This window comes from Klebsiella sp. HMSC16C06, from assembly GCF_001808325.1.
Taxonomy (GTDB): Bacteria; Pseudomonadota; Gammaproteobacteria; order Enterobacterales; family Enterobacteriaceae; genus Klebsiella; species Klebsiella variicola.
Genome location: NZ_KV793012.1, coordinates 617,095 through 638,356 on the forward strand (window position 1 = coordinate 617,095; position 21,262 = coordinate 638,356).

Annotated in this window: 17 protein-coding genes; 6 read left to right on the top strand and 11 right to left on the bottom strand. The window is 64.0% G+C overall.

From position 1 onward, the window contains the following. Positions 1 to 313: 313 nt before the first annotated feature. From entH to entC, 5 genes are read right to left on the bottom strand one after another with little or no spacing between them, the layout of a single operon-like run. Positions 314 to 727, bottom strand: a complete 414-nt coding sequence (entH, locus tag HMPREF3142_RS21785) for a proofreading thioesterase EntH (RefSeq protein ID WP_008805589.1) — start codon at positions 725 to 727, stop codon at positions 314 to 316. Continuing rightward, positions 728 to 1,483: a 2,3-dihydro-2,3-dihydroxybenzoate dehydrogenase EntA gene (entA, locus tag HMPREF3142_RS21790; protein WP_012068428.1), complete on the bottom strand. Its 756-nt coding sequence runs from the start codon at positions 1,481 to 1,483 to the stop codon at positions 728 to 730. Next, positions 1,483 to 2,334 carry an enterobactin biosynthesis bifunctional isochorismatase/aryl carrier protein EntB gene (gene entB, locus HMPREF3142_RS21795; protein ID WP_012968725.1) on the bottom strand — a complete coding sequence of 284 codons (852 nt, stop codon included), beginning with the start codon at positions 2,332 to 2,334 and terminating at the stop codon, positions 1,483 to 1,485. Before entB ends, entA begins: the two co-directional genes overlap by 1 nt. Before the next feature lie 13 nt (positions 2,335 to 2,347). Then, positions 2,348 to 3,955 carry a (2,3-dihydroxybenzoyl)adenylate synthase EntE gene (gene entE, locus HMPREF3142_RS21800; RefSeq protein WP_070612557.1) on the bottom strand — a complete coding sequence of 536 codons (1,608 nt, stop codon included), beginning with the start codon at positions 3,953 to 3,955 and terminating at the stop codon, positions 2,348 to 2,350. Between the two features lie 9 nt (positions 3,956 to 3,964). Further along, the gene (gene entC / locus HMPREF3142_RS21805) at positions 3,965 to 5,140 is read right to left on the bottom strand and encodes an isochorismate synthase EntC (protein ID WP_008805585.1); all 1,176 of its coding nucleotides are present in this window, start codon (positions 5,138 to 5,140) and stop codon (positions 3,965 to 3,967) included. Between the two features lie 187 nt (positions 5,141 to 5,327). Between entC and fepB the strand changes: the two genes are divergently transcribed. Beyond that, entirely contained in the window at positions 5,328 to 6,287 is a 960-nt protein-coding gene (gene fepB, locus HMPREF3142_RS21810; RefSeq protein WP_012542488.1) for a Fe2+-enterobactin ABC transporter substrate-binding protein, read from the top strand. Positions 6,288 to 6,524: 237 nt separating this feature from the next. Here the strand turns inward: fepB and entS are convergent, their stop codons facing one another. Next, positions 6,525 to 7,766 carry an enterobactin transporter EntS gene (gene entS, locus HMPREF3142_RS21815; RefSeq protein WP_008805583.1) on the bottom strand — a complete coding sequence of 414 codons (1,242 nt, stop codon included), beginning with the start codon at positions 7,764 to 7,766 and terminating at the stop codon, positions 6,525 to 6,527. A 112-nt stretch (positions 7,767 to 7,878) separates the two neighbouring features. On the opposite strand from entS, the gene fepD reads away from it, so the two are divergent. The 3 genes from fepD to fepC are packed head-to-tail and all read left to right on the top strand — an operon-like array spanning position 7,879 to position 10,666. Further along, the gene (fepD, locus tag HMPREF3142_RS21820) at positions 7,879 to 8,886 is read left to right on the top strand and encodes a Fe(3+)-siderophore ABC transporter permease (RefSeq protein ID WP_023297205.1); all 1,008 of its coding nucleotides are present in this window, start codon (positions 7,879 to 7,881) and stop codon (positions 8,884 to 8,886) included. Further along, positions 8,883 to 9,875, top strand: coding sequence for an iron-enterobactin ABC transporter permease (gene fepG, locus HMPREF3142_RS21825; RefSeq protein ID WP_040973839.1), 993 nt, complete (start codon positions 8,883 to 8,885; stop codon positions 9,873 to 9,875). Before fepD ends, fepG begins: the two co-directional genes overlap by 4 nt. After that, positions 9,872 to 10,666, top strand: coding sequence for an iron-enterobactin ABC transporter ATP-binding protein (fepC, locus tag HMPREF3142_RS21830; protein WP_012542491.1), 795 nt, complete (start codon positions 9,872 to 9,874; stop codon positions 10,664 to 10,666). The genes fepG and fepC overlap by 4 nt, the downstream gene beginning before the upstream one ends. Before the next feature lie 64 nt (positions 10,667 to 10,730). On the opposite strand, the gene entF is transcribed toward fepC, so the two are convergent. The 3 genes from entF to fes are packed head-to-tail and all read right to left on the bottom strand — an operon-like array spanning position 10,731 to position 16,062. Further along, complete coding sequence (entF, locus tag HMPREF3142_RS21835) at positions 10,731 to 14,612, bottom strand: enterobactin non-ribosomal peptide synthetase EntF (RefSeq protein WP_070612559.1); 3,882 nt, start codon at positions 14,610 to 14,612, stop codon at positions 10,731 to 10,733. Positions 14,613 to 14,622: 10 nt separating this feature from the next. After that, positions 14,623 to 14,826, bottom strand: a complete 204-nt coding sequence (locus HMPREF3142_RS21840) for an MbtH family protein (RefSeq protein WP_004178967.1) — start codon at positions 14,824 to 14,826, stop codon at positions 14,623 to 14,625. A gap of 27 nt (positions 14,827 to 14,853) precedes the next feature. Beyond that, a complete protein-coding gene (gene fes, locus HMPREF3142_RS21845; RefSeq protein ID WP_016160464.1) occupies positions 14,854 to 16,062 on the bottom strand; it encodes an enterochelin esterase in 1,209 nt (402 codons plus the stop codon). 259 nt (positions 16,063 to 16,321) lie between these two features. On the opposite strand from fes, the gene fepA reads away from it, so the two are divergent. Together fepA and entD are read left to right on the top strand one after the other, a co-directional pair. Next, complete coding sequence (gene fepA / locus HMPREF3142_RS21850) at positions 16,322 to 18,550, top strand: siderophore enterobactin receptor FepA (RefSeq protein ID WP_070612562.1); 2,229 nt, start codon at positions 16,322 to 16,324, stop codon at positions 18,548 to 18,550. 66 nt (positions 18,551 to 18,616) lie between these two features. Further along, positions 18,617 to 19,246 (top strand): enterobactin synthase subunit EntD, encoded by a 630-nt coding sequence (gene entD, locus HMPREF3142_RS21855; protein ID WP_070612564.1) that lies wholly within the window; start codon positions 18,617 to 18,619, stop codon positions 19,244 to 19,246. Positions 19,247 to 19,282: 36 nt separating this feature from the next. Here the strand turns inward: entD and HMPREF3142_RS21860 are convergent, their stop codons facing one another. Beyond that, entirely contained in the window at positions 19,283 to 20,218 is a 936-nt protein-coding gene (locus HMPREF3142_RS21860; protein ID WP_070612566.1) for a transketolase family protein, read from the bottom strand. Next, the gene (locus HMPREF3142_RS21865) at positions 20,211 to 21,041 is read right to left on the bottom strand and encodes a transketolase (RefSeq protein WP_008805574.1); all 831 of its coding nucleotides are present in this window, start codon (positions 21,039 to 21,041) and stop codon (positions 20,211 to 20,213) included. Before HMPREF3142_RS21865 ends, HMPREF3142_RS21860 begins: the two co-directional genes overlap by 8 nt. Positions 21,042 to 21,262 lie beyond the last annotated feature (221 nt).

Below are 21,262 nucleotides of genomic sequence, written 5' to 3' on the forward strand. Positions count from 1 at the left end.
GTCGGGTGGCGGCTAACGCCTTACCCGACCTACAGATCCGTAGCCCGGCCAAGCGTAGCGCAAGCCGGGGAAATAGCGGCTTCCTGGCCCAGAAACCGTAGCCCTGCTAAGTACAGCGCGAGCAGGGAAATTCCCGGATGGCGGCGCGCTGCGCCTTATCCGGGCTACCCATTGCGCCGATACGTAGCCCTGCTAAGCGCAGCGCGAGCAGGGAAATTCCCGGATGGCAGCGCGCTGCGCCTTATCCCGGCTACCCATTGCGCCGATACGTAGCCCGGCTAAGCGTAGCGCAAGCCGGGGAAACAGCGGCTTCTTAGCCCAGCACCGCGGTGCCCAGACGACAGGTGCAGCAGCGCCGCCCCTTCTCGTCATACACCACTATCTCCCAGCTCTGGCTCTGGCGGCCAAGATGCAGCGGTCGGCATTCGCCGCGCACTTTCCCGCTGGAGACCGGACGATGGTGGGTAGCGTTAAGCTCGGTGCCCACCACGCACTGCCCTTCTTCGGTCATCAGCCAACCGGCCATCGAGCCCAGCGTCTCCGCCAGCGCCGCGGAGGCGCCGCCGTGCAGCAGACCAAACGGCTGATGGGTGCGCGCATCCACCGGCATCTCCGCCTCCAGCAGCCCCGCTTCCAGTCGGGTGTAGATGATGCCAAGATGCGCCACCATGGTGTTTTCGCTGCTGGCGTTCAGCGCCGCCAGCGTGAGCTCTCGCTTCCAGGCCATTTACGCCCCCAGCGTCGAGCCGCCATCGACCACAATATCCTGCAGCGTAATATGGCTGGCGTGAGAAGAGGCGAGGAACAGAATGGTATTGGCGATCTCCTGCGGGCGGGCGATTTTGCCCAGCGGGATGCCGAGCTTAAACTGCTCGCCGAAGCCGCGGATCCGCTGCTGCTCGGCATCGTCGCTGACCCACAGGGTGCGCTGCATATCGGTGTCGGTGGAGCCCGGCGACACGAGGTTGCAGCGCACGCCGCTGCCTGCCAGCTCAAGTCCGACGGTTAACGCCAGGCTTTTCAGCGCCGCTTTCGAGGCGCCATAGGCGCTCATGCCGATACGCGGCGTATGCGCGGCATCGGAGGCGACGGTGACGATCGCCCCGCCCCGCTGACGGCGGAACTGGGCCATCGTCTGCTGAAACAGATTAAACGCGCCGCCAACGTTGACCGCGAAGGTTTGCTGCCAGTCTTCCGCGCTCAGCTGGTCGGTGGCGCCCATGCGCAGGATCCCGGCGGCGTTCACCAGCACGTCCAGTCGTTCGATGTTGTTGAGCAGCCGCGCGCACACGTCGCGTACCTGACCGGCATCGGCGACGTCCAGCGTTTCGGTGGCAAACGGATAACCTTCGCCGTCAAAGGCAAGGTCGAAACCGGTAACGTTGGCCCCGGCCTCGACGAAAGCCAGCGCGGTGGCATAGCCAATCCCTTTACCTGCGCCGGTCACCCACACGGTCTGACCGTGGAAATCCAGCGCCGCCATTATTTCACCTCACGGGAGAGCAGCGCCCACCAGGCGTCGATGGTCGGGTTCTTCGCCAGCATCACGAAGTCGATATCGCCGTGCACTTTGCGCCAGCGGGCGGCCAGGGCCATCATCCGCACCGAATCCAGACCGTAGTCGATCAGATTTTCATCATCCAGCGGTTCGTCGGATTCGTCGAGCAGCGGCAGGATCAGCGCGCGCAGCGCCGCTTTGGAGGCCGGCAGCGGCAGCAGCTCTTCGGTCATCACCACGCGGCCGGAGCGGCCAGCGACGTATTTCAGCGCCATCAGGTGCTCTTCACGGCTGAAGTCCGCCAGGGCGTCGGCGACAAAGAACGGTTTGATATCGCGCATGAAAGCATCGGTGGCGGTGGTCATGCAGCCGATATGAGCATAAACGCCGGTGATGATCAGCTGGTCGCGGCCGGCCTCTTTCAACATCTCCTCCAGCGGCGAGCGATGAAATGCGCTGTAACGCCATTTCACCAGCACGGTATCGTCTTCATCCGGCGCCAGCGCGGCAATCACCTGCTGCTGCTCCGGCGAGCGGGTCAGGCCCGGCCCCCACATATCATTCAGCAACGCCCGATCTTCATCACTCTGCTCTTTCGGCTGGGCGGTGTAGTACACCGGAATGCCGTTCTGTTTGCAGAAGTCGCGCAGGGCGGCGATATTGGCCACCACTTTCTCCATCATCGCGCTGTTTTCGCCCCAGAAGTTGAGGAAATACTCCTGCATATCGTGGATCAGCAGCGCGGCGCGCGACGGCTCAAAGGCCCAGTTGACTTTGTTCGCCGGGATATCGCTGGCTTCCGGCAGCGCATATGCCTGTAATTTAGGGATTGCCATTCTCTGTTCTCCTTCAGCCCAGCTTGCCTTCGGCCAGCCACTGACGTAATTGTTTTTTATCGACTTTGCCCACCGGCGTCAGCGGCAGCGCGGCAACGCACTCCACGCGATCCGGCAGTTTAAATTCAGCCACCCCCTGCTCGCGCAGGAAGCGGCGCACCGCGACGGCGCGCAGCGGCGAGGTCACCACCAGATAAGCGCAGCTTTTCTCGCCCAGCAGGTTGTCTTCGATGCTGACCAGCGCGGCGTGGATCACCGCCTCATGGCGCAGCAGCAGGTTTTCGATCTCTTCGGCGGCGATCTTCTCGCCGCCGCGGTTGATCTGATCTTTTTCCCGGCCCTGGACGGTGATATACCCGTCTTCATCGATCGAAATCAGATCGCCGGAGCAGTAAAACCCCTCGGCGTCAAAGGCTTCCGCGTTATGCTGCGGGCTGTTGTAGTAGCCGCGGAAGGTATACGGCCCGCGGGTCATCAGGCGGCCCACTTCGCCGCGCGGCAGCGGGTTGCCATCGGCATCCGCTACCCACACTTCATCGTCCGGGCACATCGGGCAGCCCTGGGTATGGATGATCCGCTCCGGGCTGTCGTTAAGGCGGGTGTAATTCACCAGCCCCTCCGCCATGCCGAACACCTGCTGCAGCTGGCAGCCGATTTCCGCCGGAATGCGCGCGGCGAGGGTCGCCGACAGGCGCGCGCCGCCGACCTGCAGCAGCTCCAGCGATTGCAGTTGCGCATTGCTGCCCCATTCATGGATCGCCTGCAGCCACAGGCTGACCGCCGGCGGCACCAGCGAGGCAACGTTGATCTGATGTTGTTCAATCAGCGGGAAACAGAGGGTGGCGCTCGGGTCGGCGGCGAGGATCACCCGCCCGCCGGCGAGGAAGACGCCGAGCGAACCCGGGGAACTCATCGCATAGTTATGCGCCGCCGGCAGCGCGTTGAGGTAGCGCGTCTCCGCGTTGATCCCGCAGATCTCGTTGCTGCGGCGGATGCTGTAGTCGTAATCGTTATGGGTGCGCGGGATCAGCTTCGGCGTCCCGGTGCTGCCGCCGGAGAGCTGGAAAAAGGCCACTTCGTCGGCAGGGGTTGGATTGGCGACAAAGTTATCCGCCGGGCGGTTAATCTCCGTCGCCAGATCGCGCTCGCCGCCGTCGTTACGCAACAGTGCGACGCGCAGGGAAGGATGCTCAGCGATAAACGCATGGAGGAAGCTATCGTCAGCAAACAGCGCGTGCTCGCGATCGGCAATCAGCAGCGCCGGTTTAATCTGCGCGGCGTAGGCGTTAAGCTCGCTGCGCTGATGGCTGAACAGCGCGTTCACTGGCGCGACGCCGATGCGCAGCAGCGCAAAGAAGGTGATGTAAAACTCGGCGACGTTGCCCAACTGCACCAGCGCGGTTTCCCCGCGCTTCAGTCCCTGGCACTGCAGCGAGCAGGCAAGGTTGTCCACCAGCTGATTAAACTGGCGGTAGCTAATCTGCCGTTCGCCATCGATAATCGCCACGGCGTCGTTTTCCGCGTGACGGGTGATCAGATTGGTTAACGGCAGATCCTGCCAGTAGCCTTTTTGACGATAGCGGGCCGCAAACTCTTCCGGCCAACGGGTAAATGCAATCATCCTTGCCTCTTAATTCAAGCCAAATACGTTAAGCATGGTGGTCAGTTTGACGCCGGTTTCGCGCCATTCGCCCAGCGGCGAGGAGGCCGGAACGATTCCCGCGCCGGCAAACAGGCGCAGCGTACGCTGCTGCAGACGCGCGCAGCGGATGGTCACCACCCATTCGCCGTTGCCTTCATCGTCACACCAGCCGACGATGCCGCCGAACAGCTGACGGTCGAAGGGTTCCAGTTCGGCAATCAGGCGCTTCGCCACCTGGTGTGGGAAGCCGCTCAGCGCCGGGGTCGGGTGCAGCAGACAGGCCAGCGACATGGCGTTTTCTTGCGCCAGCGCGGTGCCTTCGATTGGCGTTGCCAGGTGCCAGAGCGTTGGGGTGGTAATCAACTGCGGCGATGCCGGCAGCGACAGCTGGCTGCTGCGCGGGCCCAGCACGCTCTTCATCGCCTGGGTCACCAGCTCGTGCTCGTGGCGATCTTTGCCGGATGCCAGCAGCCTGTTGCCCGCTTCCCGATCCAGCACATCGTCCGGTTGACGACGGGCGGAGCCAGCCAGCGGCAATGAGCTGAAGCGCGGCCCGTCTTTACGCAGCAGCAGCTCCGGGCTGGCGCCCAGCAGCACGCCGCCGTCGGAGAGCGGCACATGGAAGTTAAAGCTCGCCGGGTTCTGGGCGATCAGTCGCTCCATCAACGCGCCGCTATCGACGCGGTCGCGGGTGGTAATATCGATAAGCCTTGAGAGCACCACCTTGTCCACTTCCGGGGTGGCGGTCAGCGCGGCAGCGCGTTCCACCATGGCTAAAAACGCGTCCTGCTCCGGGATCTCCCGGCGCTCCACCACTTCCATTGTCTCCAGCGGCGCGGCGTAGCGGGCGGAACGCTGTTTTTCCGGGCGGGAGAACGCTTCCCAGCGCTCGGGGATATAGAGCTCGGAAGGCTGACAGGTGTCGAACGGGATAGCCCCCACCATCACCGGCTTGCGGATCCCCGCCGCGCGGGCGTCGGCAAAAGCGGCGGCCAGCTGCTGCTGGAACTCGCCGTTCAGCGCATCGCCGCCGACAGCGGGCTGTGAGAAGCGGCGGAAGCAGCCGGAGGTGCTAAAACTGCGGTACGGCGACATAAAGAAGAAGCTGTCCGGAGACAGGGTCTGGGTGTGTTTCTGTACATCCTCAGCCAGTGACGTTTCCATATCATCCTCCAAAAACGATAAATATATTACGAATAATTATCATTTGTATTTTGGTTGGCTAACCTAAAAGGTATTGCCCGCCATGTCAACCGCGTTACGTCATTGCGCGCCACTTTGGCTTGCATCCTGCTGACGCAAAGTTGAAAATGAGACGCATTTATTACCTTTCGAATCAGGATGCGATGACGTGAACTTCTTTTCTTTCTGCCGCCGCGGTGCGCTGACCGGCATGCTGTTGCTTTTAGGAATTACCTCAGCCCAGGCGGCGGACTGGCCGCGCCAGGTCACCGACAGCTACGGGACACACACCCTGCCGAGCCAGCCGCTGCGCATTGTCTCCACCAGCGTGACCCTCACCGGCTCGCTGCTGGCGATTGACGCCCCGGTGGTCGCCAGCGGCGCGACCACGCCGAACAACCGCGTCGCCGATAGTCAGGGCTTTCTGCGTCAGTGGAGCGAGGTCGCCAAAGCCCGCAAGCTGGCACGGCTGTACATCGGCGAACCAAGCGCGGAAGCGGTGGCCGCCCAGATGCCGGATCTGATCCTGGTGAGCGCCACCGGCGGCGACTCTGCCCTGCCGCTGTACGATCAGCTCAAAACGATCGCCCCGACGCTGGTCATCAACTATGACGATAAAAGCTGGCAAACCTTGCTCACCCAACTGGGGCAGATCACCGGCCATGAGCAGCAGGCCAGCGCGCGCATTGCCGACTTCAATAAACAGCTCGTTTCGTTAAAAGAAAAAATGAAACTGCCGCCGCAGCCGGTGACCGCCCTGGTCTATACCGCCGCCGCGCACAGCGCCAATATCTGGACGCCGGCATCGGCCCAGGGGCAGATGCTCGAACAGCTGGGCTTTAGCCTGGCGACGCTGCCGGGCGGCCTGCCCGCCAGCCATAGCCAGGGTAAACGCCACGATATCGTGCAGCTGGGCGGGGAGAACCTCGCGGCCGGTCTGAACGGCCAGAGCCTGTTCCTGTTCGCCGGCGACCAGAAAGATGCGGATGCCATCTACGCCAACCCGCTGCTGGCGCATCTCCCGGCGGTCGCAGGCAAACGCGTCTACCCGCTGGGCACCGAGACCTTCCGTCTTGACTACTACAGCGCCCTGCTGGTGCTCCAGCGTCTCTCCAGCCTGTTCGGCTAACGCGGGCTGTGCCATCAGGACGGGAACGCGGCCTGAACTCCTTGCCGGGCGGCGCTCCGCTTGCCCGGCCTACGATACCCGAGACCGTAGGCCCGGTAAGGCGTAGCCGCCACCGGGCATCAGGACGGGTACGCAACCTGAACTCTTTGCCGGGCGGCGCGGCGCTTGCACCGGCCTACAATGCCCGAGACTGTAGGCCCGGTAAGGCGTAGCCGCCACCGGGCAAGTGCACCCTACTTAACTTTCGTTGACGATTTCCGGGCGCTGGAAACGGCGCAGCTCGCGTAGCAGCCCCACCAACAGCACGCCGACGAGCGCCAGCGCCCAGCCGCTGGCGCTGGCGGATGCCGCCGGGGTCATCACCGCCCCTAATCCGCCGAGCAGCGCCGCGCCGATGGCGTCGCCGGTGACGTTTTGCGCGGTCCACAGACCATTAATCCGCCCAAGCATATTTTCCGGCGTCTGGGTCTGGATCAGGGTGTACTGCAGCAGCGAGCTAATAGCGCTCAGCCAGCCAAACAGCGCCAGGCACAGCGCGCCCAACGCCCAGTGCGGCATCAGGCTGAACAGCGCAATGGCGACAAACGATCCCACCGTGGTCGCCAGCATCAGCGCACCCGGCCGCACCGTCTGGGCCAGTTGGCCGCTGGTCAACGCCCCCAGCGCCGCACCGAGCGGAATAGCGGCGTACAGCAGGCCAATCTGTCCGGCCGACATCTGCCAGCTCCCGGCCAGCGCCGGATAGAGCACCCGCACCGCGCTGGCCATGGTCAGCAGACCGCCAAGCAGCGCAATCCCGCCGATAAGCGGGCTCTGACAGAGGAAGGTCAGCCCCGCCAGCAGAGATCGCAGCGGATGCTCGCGCGGCTGCGGAGGCGGCGGCAGCTGCGGCAGACGCAGCAGGGTTAAGGTGGTGATAAAGGTCCCCGCCGCCGCCAGGCCGAAGTTCCAGGCCACGCCGCCGGTGGCCAGCAGCAGGCCGCCGATCATCGGCGAAATCACCGAGCCAAGGCGCACCGTCAACATGGTGATGGCCCCGGCCTGCATCAGGTTTTCCCGCCCCACCAGCGCCGGGGTCGCCGCCAGCAGCGCGGTCACCCCCAACGAGGCGAAGAACCCGTCCCAGATCCCCAGCAGGTAGATCGCCGCCAGCGACGGCTCCGGCAGCAGGGCGTTCAGACACAGACCGACAAAGCCCACGCCGCAGGTGCCGCGCGCCAGCAGGATCAGGCGTTTACGTTCATAGCGGTCAGCCAGCACGCCCCCCACCATCAAGCCAACAAACATCGACGCGCCGGTCAGCGTCACCGACAGCCCGACCTGCCAGGTCGAATGGGTCATCATCTGGATCTGGACCGGAATGGCCACGCCCAGCAGGCCAAGCGACAGAATAGAGATAAAGCGAGCGATAAAAACGGCGCGAAACGCCGGGTGAGTTTTCAGCAGGCTGAGATTGAGCAGCCAGGATTGTCGGTTCATTACAGCGCCTTGTCGTTATTTTTAATACCCTTTTTACTGTGGGTCATGCTACCATAGCTGAATAAAATCGATAACGATAATTACTATCATTATCATATCAGGGATGTCAGTTATGTCGTTTTCTACGACCGCGGTACGCTCTGTCGCCGTGCCCGGATTGTTGCTATTACTCGCCTTAGCCGCCGCGCTTAGCCTGACCATCGGCGCCAAATCGTTGCCGATCGGCACGGTATTCACCGCCTTCAGCGGAACCTGTCAAAGCGCCGACTGCACCATCGTGCTGGACGCGCGCCTGCCGCGTACCCTGGCCGGTCTGCTGGCCGGCGTCGCCCTCGGTCTCGCCGGCGCGCTGATGCAGACGCTCACCCGCAACCCGCTGGCCGACCCCGGCCTGCTGGGGGTCAACTCCGGCGCCAGCTTCGCCATCGTCCTCGGCGCGGCGCTGTTCGGGATCACCTCCCCGCAGGAGCAACTGCTGCTGGCGTTTTGCGGCGCGCTCTGCGCCTCGCTGCTGGTGGCCTTTACCGGCAGTCAGGGCGGCGGCCAGCTGAGCCCGGTGCGCCTCACCCTCGCCGGGGTCGCCCTTGCGGCGGTGCTGGAGGGGCTGTCCAACGGCATCGCCCTGCTCAACCCGGACGTCTACGATCAGCTGCGCTTCTGGCAGGCCGGTTCGCTGGATATCCGCACCCTGCAGACGCTGAAAATTGTCCTGCTGCCGGTGGTGATAGCGGGGATCGCCGCCCTGCTGCTGAGCCGGGCGCTTAACAGCCTGAGCCTCGGCAACGATACCGCCACCGCCCTCGGCAGCCGCGTCGCCCGCACCCAGCTGATCGGCCTGATCGTCATCACCGTCCTGTGCGGCAGCGCCACCGCCGTCGTCGGCCCCATCGCCTTTATCGGCCTGATGATGCCGCATATGGCGCGCTGGCTGGTGGGGGCCGATCATCGCTGGTCGCTGCCGGTCACCCTGCTCGCCACCCCGGCCCTGCTGCTGTTTGCCGACGTGATTGGCCGCCTGCTGGTGCCCGGCGAACTGCGGGTATCGGTGGTGAGCGCCTTTCTCGGCGCGCCGGTGCTGATCTGGCTGGTGCGCCGCCAGCCGCGGGGAGGTGGCCTGTGATTGCCCCGTCCCGCCGCCTGATAGCCAGTTGCCTGGTGCTGATGGCCGCCAGCCTGCTGATTTCCCTGCTCGGGCTGGCGCAAGGCCCGGTGCCCCTGACGATTGACCAGGTGTTCTCGGCGCTGTTCGGCGATGCGCCGCGCAACGTCGCGATGGTGGTGAACGAATGGCGGCTGCCGCGGGTGTTAATGGCGCTGCTCATCGGCGCCGCGCTCGGCGTCAGCGGCGCCATTTTCCAGTCGCTGACCCGCAACCCGCTCGGCAGCCCGGACGTGATGGGCTTTAACACCGGCGCCTGGAGCGGCGTGCTGGTGGCGATGGTCCTCTTCGGCCAGAACCTGACGGCGATTGCCCTGGCGGCGATGGCCGGCGGGGTGCTGACCTCGCTGGTGGTCTGGCTGCTGGCCTGGCGCAACGGGATCGAGACCTTCCGCCTGATCATTATCGGCATCGGCGTGCGCGCCATGCTGGTGGCATTCAATACCTGGCTGCTGCTACGCGCCTCGCTGGAGACCGCCCTTTCTGCGGGCCTGTGGAACGCCGGATCGCTTAACGGCCTGACCTGGGGTAAAACCTGGCCGTCGGCGCCGCTGATCCTGCTGATGCTGGTGAGCAGCGCCCTGCTGGTTCGCCGGATGCGACTGCTGGAGATGGGCGACGATACCGCCTGCGCGCTGGGTGTGCAGGTCGAGCGTTCGCGCCTGCTGCTGATGCTGGTGGCGGTGGTGCTCACCGCCGCCTCGACGGCGCTGGCCGGGCCGATCTCATTTATTGCGCTGGTGGCGCCGCATATCGCCCGCCGCCTGAGCGGCACGGCCCGCTGGGGACTGACCCAATCGGCCCTGTGCGGCGCGCTGCTGCTGGCGCTGGCCGATTACGGCGCCCAGCGGCTGTTTATGCCGTGGCAGCTGCCGGTTGGCGTGTTAACCGTCAGCCTCGGCGGTATTTACCTTATTGCATTGTTGATTCAGGAGTCCCGCAAAAAATGAGTGCTGTCCCCTCCCGTTTGCGCGGCGAGCAGTTAACCCTGGCCTACGGTAACAAGACCATCGCCGAGTCGCTGAACGTGACCATCCCTGACGGTCACTTCACCGCCATTATCGGCCCCAACGGCTGCGGCAAGTCGACGCTATTGCGCACCCTCAGTCGCCTGATGACGCCCGCCAGCGGCCACGTCTGGCTCGACGGCGCGCAGATCCAGCAGTACGCCAGTAAAGAGGTTGCCCGCCGCATCGGGCTGCTGGCGCAGAATGCCACCACTCCTGGCGATATCACGGTGCAGGAGCTGGTGGCCCGTGGGCGCTATCCGCACCAGCCGCTGTTTACCCGCTGGCGCAAAGAAGATGAAGAGGCGGTGAACAAGGCGATGCGGGCGACCGGGATCAGCGATCTGGCGCTGCAGAGCGTCGACACGCTTTCCGGCGGCCAGCGGCAGCGGGCGTGGATTGCGATGGTGCTGGCCCAGGAGACGGCGATTATGCTGCTTGATGAGCCAACCACCTGGCTGGACATCAGCCATCAGATCGATCTGCTGGAGCTATTGAGTGAGCTGAATCGCGAGAAGGGCTATACCCTGGCGGCGGTGCTGCACGATCTTAACCAGGCCTGCCGCTACGCCACCCACCTGATCGCCCTGCGCGACGGCAAGATCGTCGCCGAGGGGGCGCCGAAGGAGATCGTCACCGCCGATCTGATTGAACGGATTTACGGTCTGCGCTGCACGATCATTGAAGATCCGGTGGCGCATACGCCGCTGGTGGTCCCGCTGGGCCGCCGGTAATCTCCTCTTTCGCCGGCTTGCGCTACGCTGAGCCGGGCTACCTGCTGTAGCCCGAACTCAACCGTTACCCCAGAATCTCCCTGACCACCGGGCCGATGGCTTCAAAGGCCTGCGGGGAGATAATGTCGACGTGTGCGCAGTTCTGGCTGAACACCTCCAGTTCCGCCACCCACGGGCCCCATACGACCTGCGGATCCATCCCCGCCTGCCGCGTCTTCTCCGCCACGAAAAGCGTCGCCTTGCCGTCAAACTTCGCGCTGTGGGCGGTGGTTAACAGCCGCACCGCATCGGCATAGTTACCTTCGATAGCGCTGAACAGCTCGCCGGAGGCTTGCCCTTGCTGGGCGGCGAGGAACGCTTCGCGCTCGCGGTCGATCTCCGCCAGTACCTCGGGATCCAGCCCGTTGGCCTCTTTCTCTGCCCAGTTTTGCGTCTCCGGCGGCCAGGTATCCAGCAGGCCGAGGAAGGCCACCGCTTCGCCGCGCTGGCGCAAGCGGGCGGCAATCCCCTGGGCTAAGGTGCCGCCCAGCGAATACCCAAACAGGTAATAAGGGCCGTGCGACTGCTGCGCCAGCAGCGTGCGCAGATGGTGCTCGCACACCTCGTCGAGGCTGGCGGCGCTGGCCATCGGCCCCTGCGGGCGCGGCGACTGAATACCGGTTATTGACCAGCGCGGGCTGAGATAGCGCGCCAGCACGCTGAACTGCCAGGCGAAGCCGGAGGCCGGATGGAAGCAGAACAGCGTCGGGCCGTCGCTCTCGCGCAGCGGCAGAAGCGTATCCAGCCCCAGGCGCCGGGCCTGCTCATCGCTGAGATCGGCAGCCAGCAGCGCGCTCAGTTTGCCCACCGTCGAGGCCACCATCACCTGCCCCGGGGTCACCTGCCGCGCCAGCTGGCGGCTGAGCTGTGCCGCCAGACGCATCGCCAGCAGAGAATGACCGCCGAGGGCGAAGAAATCGGCGTCGATATCGTTCACCTCGCAGCCCAGCAGCTGGCTGAAGGCCGTGGCGACAAGGGTTTCCATCCCGGGCTCCGGCGGCCGACCGCTGCGCTCCCCGCCGAGGGTCGGCAACGGCAGCGCTTTGCGGTCCAGTTTGCCGTTGGCGCTGAGCGGCAGGTCGGCGAGCTGCATCAGCACCACCGGCACCATATGCGGCGGCAGCTGTTCCGCCAGCCGCGCTTTCAGCGCCGCGGTATCCAGCGGCAGGCCGGAGTCAGAGACCAGATAGCCCACCAGCTGTCGGGCATCGCCGCCGGTCGCCGCCGCCTGATTGAAGACGCAGGCGTGACTCACCGCCTGCGCCACGTCCGGCAGGGCCGACATCACCCGGTCAATCTCGCCAAGCTCGATGCGCTGCCCGCGGATCTTCAGCTGGTCGTCGCTGCGGCCAAGATACTCCACCGCGCCGTTCGTCAGCCAGCGCGCCACGTCGCCGGTGCGATACATCCGCTCACCGGGGGCAAACGGGTCGGCGATAAAGCGGCTGGCGGTGAGGTCCGGACGTCCCAGATAGCCCTGCGCCAGCTGGATGCCGGTGAGATAAAGATCCCCCGCCACCCCCGGCGGCACCGGGCGCATCGCGGCATCGAGAATGCGCAGCCCGGTGTTCCACACCGGCCAGCCAATCGGCACGCTGCTGCCGGTCACCGCCGCCAGCTCAGGCCCGCAGGCCGGATACCAGCTGACGTCCACCGCCGCCTCCGTCGGGCCGTACAGGTTATGCAGCGGCGCGCCGGTTAAGCGCTCCCACTCGCGGCACAATTCCGTCGGCAGCGCTTCGCCGCTGCAGAATACCCGCCGCAGCGTGCGGCAGGCAGCGACGCTGTCGGCATCCAGCGAGGCGACAAACGCCGCCAGCATCGACGGCACAAAGTGGGTGGTGGTCACGCCGTAGCGGGCGAAGAACTGCTGCATCGCCTGCGGGTCGCGGTGCGCCTCCGGCTCGGCCATCACCAGCTGCGCGCCGGCGATAAACGGCCACCAGAACTCCCACACCGACACGTCGAAACTGCACGGCGTTTTCTGCGCCACCACGTCGTCGGCAGATAACGGATAGCGATCCTGCATCCACAGCAGGCGGTTGACGATGGCGGTCTGGCCGACCATCACCCCTTTCGGCCGCCCGGTGGAGCCAGAGGTAAAGATGATGTAGGCGGTATGGTCCGGTTTTGACAGCGCCAGCGGCGCGTCATCCCCGGCGGCCAGCGGCTGCTGATAGCAGAGGCTTTCCAGCCCCGGAATATCGCTGAAGCGGGCCAGTTGATCCTCCGAGGTGATCAGCAGCGACGGCCGGGCGTCTTCCAGCATCATCCGCAGGCGGTCGTCCGGGTAACCGGTGTCCAGCGGCAGCCAGGCGGCCCCCGCTTCGACAATGCCATGCAGCGCCAGGGTCAGGAACACCGAGCGCGGCAGGGCCACCGCCACGCTGTCGCCCGGCTTCACGCCGCGCTGACGCAGCAGCTGCGCGAGCGCCACCACCTGCTGACGCATCTCGCGATAGCTGAACTGCCAGTGGGCGTCCGCCAGCGCCGGGGCATCCGGGGTCTTCCGCGCCTGGTCGGCCACCAGCGCGCTGAGGGTGGTGGCAGGCAGCGGCACAGCGGTATCGTTGACCGCCGCCAGCCGGGCCAGCTCGTCGGCGGAGAGCATCTCTGCTTCGCCGCAGCGCAGCGCCGGATCGGCGGCGAACTGCGCCAGCAGCGCGGTCAGTCTCGCCACATGGCGACGGAGCTCGGCTTCGTCGTACCGGGCCTTGTTGGCGAGGATCTCCAGCGACAGCCCGCCGGTCTCATCCGGGAACAGCGCCAGCTCGAGATCGTTGACCGGGCCGGTGGCGAGGGTGTGGGTCAGTGCCTGCACACCATCGATATCCAGCTGGTAATCAAAGACTTTGACGTTCAGCACCGGACCGAACAGTGGTTCGTCCCCTGCCGCTTTACCGCTGTCGCGAACGATCTGTTCGGCGTCATAGCGCTGATGGCGGCGCATCTTTTTCAACTGAGCGGCGAGGCGCATCGCCAGGTCTGCCAGCGTCTCCTGGGCGTCAATATGCACCGCCAGAGGCAGGACATTGAGCACCGGCCCCGTCGAGGTCAGCGCGGCTGAACCCATCCGGCGCATAAAGATAAAGCCCGCCGCGTAGTCCATCCGGTTGCACAGGCGGCCCAGCCACAGCGTGGTGAGCGCCAGCGCCAGGTCAGCGGGCTGACACTGCGGCGCATAGCCAGCCAGACGGCGGAAGGCGTCGGCGTTCATCTCCAGCTTCATCCGCCAGATATCGCTCCCGGCGGCGCGTCCGCCCAGCGGCGCGGCAGAGAGTGAGGCTGGCGCCGGTAACGCCTGGCGCTGAGCCTGCCAGAAGGCTTTATCCCGCTGCCAGGCCTCGCTGCCGGCGTAGCGCTGGTACTCGTCCACCACCTCGGCGAAGGGGGTGAAAGGCGACTCAGGAGTGGCTTCCCCACGCTGCCAGGCGCGGTAAATGGCGGCGATCTGCCGGGTTATCGCCGGGAAGCTGAAGCCATCCACCAGCAAGTGGTGATATCGCTGATACCAGTACCAGCGGTCGTCGCCGACGCGCAGCAGCTGATGGCACACCAGCGGGTTGCCGCCGTCGACACGCAGATCCTGCGCCAGGTCCGCCTGCATCCGCTCCGTGGCGGCGCGATGCGGATCCGGCGCCGTACGCAGGTCAATGATCGACGGTTCGCCAAAGGTGCGGTCGGCCGCCACCCACTGCCAGACTTCCCCCTCCTCTTCCTCAAAGCGCAGGCTGAGAGTGTCCGCCTGCTGCAGACCGGCGACAATCGCCTTACCCAGCAGCGCCGGGTCGAGCGCGCCCCGCAGTTCAACATAGTGGGCCACGCTCCAGGCGCCTGGCAGAGTGGAGAGGCGCTCGGCCATCCAGATCCCCGGCTGCGCGGCAACCAGCGGTAAACGAGTGGTCATTGTCAGCTCCTTATGACGCATGATGGGCGGGGGTCAGGGTTGACCAGTTGGCCGCCAGCCAGGCGTTGCAGGCCTCGGCCGACTGCGGGGGGCACACCACCGCCCAGCCGGCAGGCAGGTCGCAGTGCGCCGGCCACAGGCTGTACTGCTGCTGATCATTGCGCAGAATGTAAAACTGCCCTTGCGGATTGTCGAAGGGGTTACTGAATTGCATATCAAACTCCTGTCGTAAAGCGCGGTGCTAAGGGTGCGACAGCAGAGGCTGCCAGAGCTGGATAAGCCCTGCCGTCAGCCCGCCGCGCCAGCAAAGCGCATCATGCCCGCCGTCAACCTGACGCCAGAAAATCGTCTGCTGTGTCGTAGTGAGTTGCGCCAACAGCGCCTGGTTGGCGCGAAAAATAATCGGTTCACGCTGGCCAGCTTCCAGCCAGATGCGCAGCCCGGCCGCGGACACCTCACCCTGGCGAAGCTGTTCGCCGATAAAGCCCGTCCCGCGGCCATCACGGTGCGGCCACCAGTACGAGCCTGACTGGCTGAGTACGCAGCCAAAGCGCTGCGGCCAGTTGAGGGCGGCGAACATCGCCGCCAGGCCGCCGAAGCTTTGCCCGGCCACCACTGTCCGCTCCGGGCGGTCGCTGAACGGGGCATGGCCGCGGATCAGCGGCAGGAGCTCCTCCTGCACCGCCAGCCAGAAATCGCGGTGACAGGGCAGCTCAACCCCGCGGCGCTGGTTGTCGATCGCATCGATCAGCAGGTAGACCGCCGGCGGCAGACTCCCCTCGTTGGTCAGCGCGGCCAGCGGCGACCACACCGGCATGCTCTCGGCCCAGAACTGGCCGTCGAGCAGGATCGCCAGGGGCCGCGTTTGCGGGTCGACGGCCTCGCCGGTGGTGTAGATCCAGACCCGGCGATGGTTGCCCAGACGCGCGCTGCGCCACTCAAGGCATCGGGCGGGAGGATGCGCCTCATTAAACTGGTCCCAGCCGGGCTGCGCGGGCGCCTGCGGCATCTCCAGGGCCGACACGCCATGGCCGCGTCCGCCCTGCCAGCTGTGCGGGTTTAGCGGATCGGCTATCGCCCGCGGCAGCAGTTTGCGCCAGCCTTCGCGCAGCAGCGCGCGGTCGGGCGCGTCAGCGCTGAACACCTCAGGGGAAAAATCATCGTCACGGTCGGAGGGAATAAAACAGTAGCTACCGCGCCAGGTCGGCGACAGGGTGGTTCGCCAGGACCAGGCGTCGGTCCCGGGCAGACGCGTCAGCGATTGCGGCCGCGCATTCTGATGGTGGTCGGTCACGCCGGTGATATAGAGCCATACCCGACGGCGCGGAGAGTGCGTTTCATCCCCCGCCGGATCCCGCCACCAGAACGTCACCTCGATGGCGCCATCCACTGCGCGGCACTGCGGCCCCTGCAGGGTTTGCCACCACTCCTCGCTTCCTGTCCTTAACATTCTGTCATTAACCCTATGTATAGCGTGACTTTTTTAATTAATTGTAATTCTTTATTGATAATATTATTGATAACTATTTGCATTTGCAATAGCGTATTAGCGCGCCGTGGGAAGCGCGTCTTTCACAAAACATGTCGAAGAGAGCTTATTCAGCTAGCGACGGAGTGCCTTTGCCCTCTTCCGGCAACATTTATGCCGCCTCCCCTCCCGGTGGGAAGGGGCGTTTGGGGAACGTGGCGACTAAAGAGCAGGAATAACAATGAATAACAGGATCAAATCCCTGGCCTTGCTGGTCAATCTGGGAATTTACGGGGTTGCTTTTCCGTTAAGCGCAGCGGAAACCGCCACCGACGATAAAAACAGCGCTGCTGAAGAGACCATGGTGGTCACCGCCGCCGAGCAGAATCTGCAGGCGCCGGGCGTCTCCACCATCACCGCCGATGAGATCCGCAAACGCCCGCCAGCGCGCGACGTCTCGGAGATCATTCGCACCATGCCGGGGGTCAACCTGACCGGCAACTCCACCAGCGGCCAGCGCGGCAATAACCGCCAGATTGATATCCGCGGCATGGGTCCGGAAAACACCCTGATCCTGATCGATGGCAAGCCGGTCACCAGCCGCAATTCCGTGCGCCTTGGCTGGCGCGGCGAGCGCGACACCCGCGGCGACACCAGCTGGGTGCCGCCGGAGATGATCGAACGCATCGAAGTGATCCGCGGCCCGGCCGCCGCCCGCTACGGCAACGGCGCCGCCGGCGGGGGGGTGAATATCATCACCAAAAAAACCGGCGATGAGTGGCACGGCTCATGGAACACCTATATGAACGCTCCGGAGCACAAGGATGAAGGCTCCACCAAACGCACTAACTTCAGCCTCAGCGGCCCGCTGGGCGGCGATTTCAGCTTCCGTCTGTTCGGTAACCTGGACAAAACGCAGGCCGACGCCTGGGATATCAACCAGGGCCATCAGTCCGAACGTACCGGGATCTATGCCGACACCCTGCCTGCCGGGCGCGAAGGGGTACAAAATAAAAACATCGATGGTCTGGTGCGCTGGGAATTCGCCCCGATGCAGTCGCTGGAGTTTGAAGCCGGCTACAGCCGCCAGGGCAACCTCTACGCCGGCGACACCCAGAACACCAACTCCAACGACCTGGTGAAAGAGAACTACGGTAAAGAGACCAACCGTCTGTACCGTAACACCTACTCGGTCACCTGGAACGGCGCCTGGGACAACGGGGTGACCACCAGCAACTGGGCGCAGTACGAGCGCACACGCAACTCGCGCAAAGGCGAAGGCCTGGCCGGGGGCACCGAGGGGATCTTTAACAGCAACCAGTTCACGGATATCGATCTGGCGGATGTGATGCTGCACAGCGAAGTCAGCATCCCGTTCGACTATCTGGTTAATCAGAACCTGACGCTGGGCAGCGAGTGGAACCAGCAGCGGATGAAGGATAACGCCTCCAACACCCAGGCGCTGTCGGGCGGCACCATCCCGGGCTACGACAGCACTGGCCGCAGCCCGTACTCGCAGGCGGAAATCTTCTCGCTGTTCGCTGAGAACAACATGGAGCTGACCGACACCACCATGCTGACCCCGGCGCTGCGTTTCGATCACCACAGCATCGTCGGCAATAACTGGAGCCCGTCCCTCAACCTGTCGCAGGGCCTGTGGGACGACTTCACACTGAAGATGGGCATCGCCCGCGCCTATAAAGCGCCGAGCCTGTATCAGACCAACCCGAACTACATTCTCTACAGTAAAGGCCAGGGCTGCTACGCCAGTAAAGACGGCTGCTATCTGCAGGGGAATGAAGATTTAAAAGCCGAGACCAGCATCAACAAAGAGATTGGCCTCGAGTTTAAACGCGACGGCTGGCTGGCGGGCGTCACCTGGTTCCGCAACGACTACCGCAACAAAATTGAAGCGGGCTATGCCCCGGTCTATCAAAACAATAAAGGTACCGATCTCTACCAGTGGGAAAACGTGCCGAAAGCGGTGGTGGAAGGCCTGGAGGGGACGTTGAACGTGCCGGTGAGCGAGACCGTGAACTGGACCAACAACATCACCTATATGCTGCAGAGTAAGAACAAAGAGACCGGCGATCGTCTGTCGATTATCCCGGAATACACGCTGAACTCCACCCTGAGCTGGCAGGTTCGCGATGACGTTTCGCTGCAGTCGACCTTCACCTGGTACGGCAAGCAGGAGCCGAAGAAGTACAACTACAAGGGTCAACCGGTCACCGGCAGCGAGAAGAACGAGGTCAGCCCCTACAGCATCCTCGGCCTGAGCGCGACCTGGGACGTCACCAAATATGTCAGTCTGACCGGCGGCGTGGATAACGTCTTCGACAAGCGCCACTGGCGCGCGGGCAACGCCCAGACCACCGGGGGCGCCACCGGTACGATGTACGGTGCCGGCGCCGAGACCTATAACGAATCGGGCCGCACCTGGTATATGAGCGTCAACACCCACTTCTGATAGCGGCTTCTCCCTCCCCCGCCCTTGCTGGACAAAGGGCGGGGCCAACCGCGGTAACCTTACCCTATGCGCCACCATCACACCGCTTTGCCGCTGGCCGGCTATACCATCCAGCAGGTCGAATTCGACCCGGCGACTTTCCAGCCTGAAGATCTGTTCTGGCTGGCCTATCACGCCAGCCTGACCGGCTGGGGCCGCAAGCGGCAGGCGGAGCACCTGGCAGGACGCATCGCCGCGGTATACGCCCTGCGCGAGGTGGGGGAGAAACAGCCTCCCGCCATCAGCGACCAGCGCCAGCCGCTGTGGCCCACGCCCTGGTTCGGTAGCATCAGCCACTGCGCCCAGCGCGCGCTGGCGGTGATCGCCGATCGGCCGGTGGGCGTCGATATTGAGCGCCGGTTTACCCCCCAGATGGCGGCGGAGCTGGAGGACAGCATTATCAGTCCGGCGGAAAAAACAGCGCTGCTGCGCAGCGGCCTGCCCTTCCCGCTGGCGCTGACGCTGGCGTTTTCGGCAAAAGAGAGTGGGTTTAAAGCGACGCCTGCGGCAAATCAGCGCGCGCTGGGGTTCGCCGATTTTCAGATCGTGGAAATAACGTCAAGCACCTTAGCGCTTAAGTTTGCGGAGCAACGCTATCCCTTGCACTGGATAGCGTCGGAGGAGCAGGTCATCACGCTTTGCGCATTGCAGCAGTAAACGCCCGCACGCTTCACGCGACGGGCGTTCAGGCCATCAGCCCCGTTTTTGCACCAGGGCAACGATGGCGGCGGCATCAAACCTGTGATACTGGCGCATCCAGCCGCGATCGGCGGCGGCGGCGTACTCCCCGTCCGGGATCCCCAACCGCTGCAGGGCAATGCCCACCCCCGCTTCCGCCAGCACCTCCGCCACCAGGCTGCCCAGCCCGCCGTTGACGTTATGCTCTTCGACGGTGATCACTGAGCCGCACGGCCGGAGCGCCGCCAGCAGCGCCGCGGTATCGCAGGGTCGGATCGACGGCACGCTGACCACTTTTGCCTGGATACCGAGGTCGGCAAGCTGCTGCGCCGCCTCCACCACCTCATGCACCGTCGAACCGGTGGCCACCAGCGCGACGTCCTCGCCTTCGCGCAGGGTCAACACGGCGCCGGGAACAAAGCGATAAGACTCGTCAAGCAGCTCCGGCAGCGCCTTGCCATCGAGACGAATATAGACCGGGCCCTGATAAGCAAGAGCATAGTCGATGATCTGCCGACATTCGCGCGGCGTGGAGGGGGCGAAGATCTGGATATTGCCAAAGCCGCGCATCACCGCCAGATCGTCAATGGCATGGTGGGTGCTGGCCAGCGGGCCGTAGCTGGCTCCGGCGTTAAGGCCGAACAGCTTGACGTTGGTGTTGTTGTAGCAGACATCCACTTTGATTTGCTCATTGGCCCGCGAGATAAGAAACGGCGCGGCGTTACAGGTCACCGCCACTTTGCCGCCCAGCGCCAGACCGGCGGCGGTGCCGACCATGCTCTGCTCAGCGATGCCGACGTTCACCAGCCGACCGGGAAACTGCTTAATAAAGGGGGCGATTTTAGCCGTCGACGTGGAGTCGGCCACCACCGGCACCAGATCGACACCGCTTTCCACGGCGGCGATAAAGGCCTCGACCATGACGTTAGCCAGGTGTTCTGTATTACTCATCTTTCAGTTCCTCCAGCGCCAGAGCGATCTCTTCGCCTTTCGGCACCCGGTGGTGCCACTCCGGGCGCCCCTGGATAAAGGAGATCCCCGCGCCTTTCGTGGTGTTGGCAATAATAACGTTCGGTTTACCGTTCTGCTGTAGCCCCTCGATGGCCGCGACCACCGAGGCCATGTCGTTACCCTGGCACTCGCTGACTTCCATACCGAAGGCGCGCCATTTATCGGCCAGCGGATCGGTATTCATGATTTCGCGCGTCGGCCCGGCCAGCTGGAGGTTGTTCTTATCATTAATAATGACCAGGTTATCCAGACCGTAGTGCGCCGCCGCCAGGGCGGCTTCCCAGTTGCTCCCCTCCGCCAGCTCGCCGTCGCCGGTGATCAAAAAAATGCGGCGGGTGCTGTTGCTTTTCTTCGCGGCCAGCGCCAGCCCCACCGCAACAGGCAAACCGTGACCCAGCGCGCCGGTGTTCAGCTCGATGCCCGGCGTTTTCTGCCGCACCGGGTGGCCAGGGAGATGGGAATTGGCATGCTGGTAGGTCTCCAGCCACTCAACCGGGAAGAAACCGGCTTCCGCCAGGACGCAGTAATAGCACCCCACGGCGTGGCCTTTCGACTGGATGTAGATATCGCGCTGCGGGTCGTCGAGCCGGTCCGGCGCGACGTTAAGAACGCGGAAATAGAGCGCGGTTAACAGTTCGACCTGCGAAAGGTCAGCCCCGGTGTGGCCGCCGGCCGGACTATTGGCGTTTAAGCGCACAATATGGCGCCGCACCGCGCGGGCTTTACGCTCCAGCGTCTGAATATCATATCTGTAGGGATTCATTTCACACCTCTGAATTTATTTTCAGCATGGAATATTTATTCCAGCAAGGACTAAAAAAACCAGATATCCCCATGCCGGGTGGTAAGCCTTCTGCCACAGCGCCCTACTCAGGAACATTCTGCCTCCCGCTCCAGGCGAAGCCCGGATAAACACATTGACTCGAAATCGTCTTGAATATATATTCAATAATGATTCTTTATTCGATTATGGCCTGGCTGTTT

Excerpts from the sequence above, each read along its gene's own strand:
- HMPREF3142_RS21840 (WP_004178967.1), bottom strand. The coding sequence starts at position 14,826 with ATGCAATTCAGTAACCCCTTCGACAATCCGCAAGGGCAGTTTTACATT.
- fepC (WP_012542491.1), top strand. The coding sequence starts at position 9,872 with ATGAGTGCTGTCCCCTCCCGTTTGCGCGGCGAGCAGTTAACCCTGGCC.
- fes (WP_016160464.1), bottom strand. The coding sequence starts at position 16,062 with ATGTTAAGGACAGGAAGCGAGGAGTGGTGGCAAACCCTGCAGGGGCCG.
- entE (WP_070612557.1), bottom strand. The coding sequence starts at position 3,955 with ATGATTGCATTTACCCGTTGGCCGGAAGAGTTTGCGGCCCGCTATCGT.
- entC (WP_008805585.1), bottom strand. The coding sequence starts at position 5,140 with ATGGAAACGTCACTGGCTGAGGATGTACAGAAACACACCCAGACCCTG.
- HMPREF3142_RS21865 (WP_008805574.1), bottom strand. The coding sequence starts at position 21,041 with ATGAATCCCTACAGATATGATATTCAGACGCTGGAGCGTAAAGCCCGC.
- entH (WP_008805589.1), bottom strand. The coding sequence starts at position 727 with ATGGCCTGGAAGCGAGAGCTCACGCTGGCGGCGCTGAACGCCAGCAGC.
- fepA (WP_070612562.1), top strand. The coding sequence starts at position 16,322 with ATGAATAACAGGATCAAATCCCTGGCCTTGCTGGTCAATCTGGGAATT.
- entA (WP_012068428.1), bottom strand. The coding sequence starts at position 1,483 with ATGGCGGCGCTGGATTTCCACGGTCAGACCGTGTGGGTGACCGGCGCA.
- fepD (WP_023297205.1), top strand. The coding sequence starts at position 7,879 with ATGTCGTTTTCTACGACCGCGGTACGCTCTGTCGCCGTGCCCGGATTG.
- HMPREF3142_RS21860 (WP_070612566.1), bottom strand. The coding sequence starts at position 20,218 with ATGAGTAATACAGAACACCTGGCTAACGTCATGGTCGAGGCCTTTATC.
- entF (WP_070612559.1), bottom strand. The coding sequence starts at position 14,612 with ATGACCACTCGTTTACCGCTGGTTGCCGCGCAGCCGGGGATCTGGATG.
- entD (WP_070612564.1), top strand. The coding sequence starts at position 18,617 with ATGCGCCACCATCACACCGCTTTGCCGCTGGCCGGCTATACCATCCAG.
- entB (WP_012968725.1), bottom strand. The coding sequence starts at position 2,334 with ATGGCAATCCCTAAATTACAGGCATATGCGCTGCCGGAAGCCAGCGAT.
- entS (WP_008805583.1), bottom strand. The coding sequence starts at position 7,766 with ATGAACCGACAATCCTGGCTGCTCAATCTCAGCCTGCTGAAAACTCAC.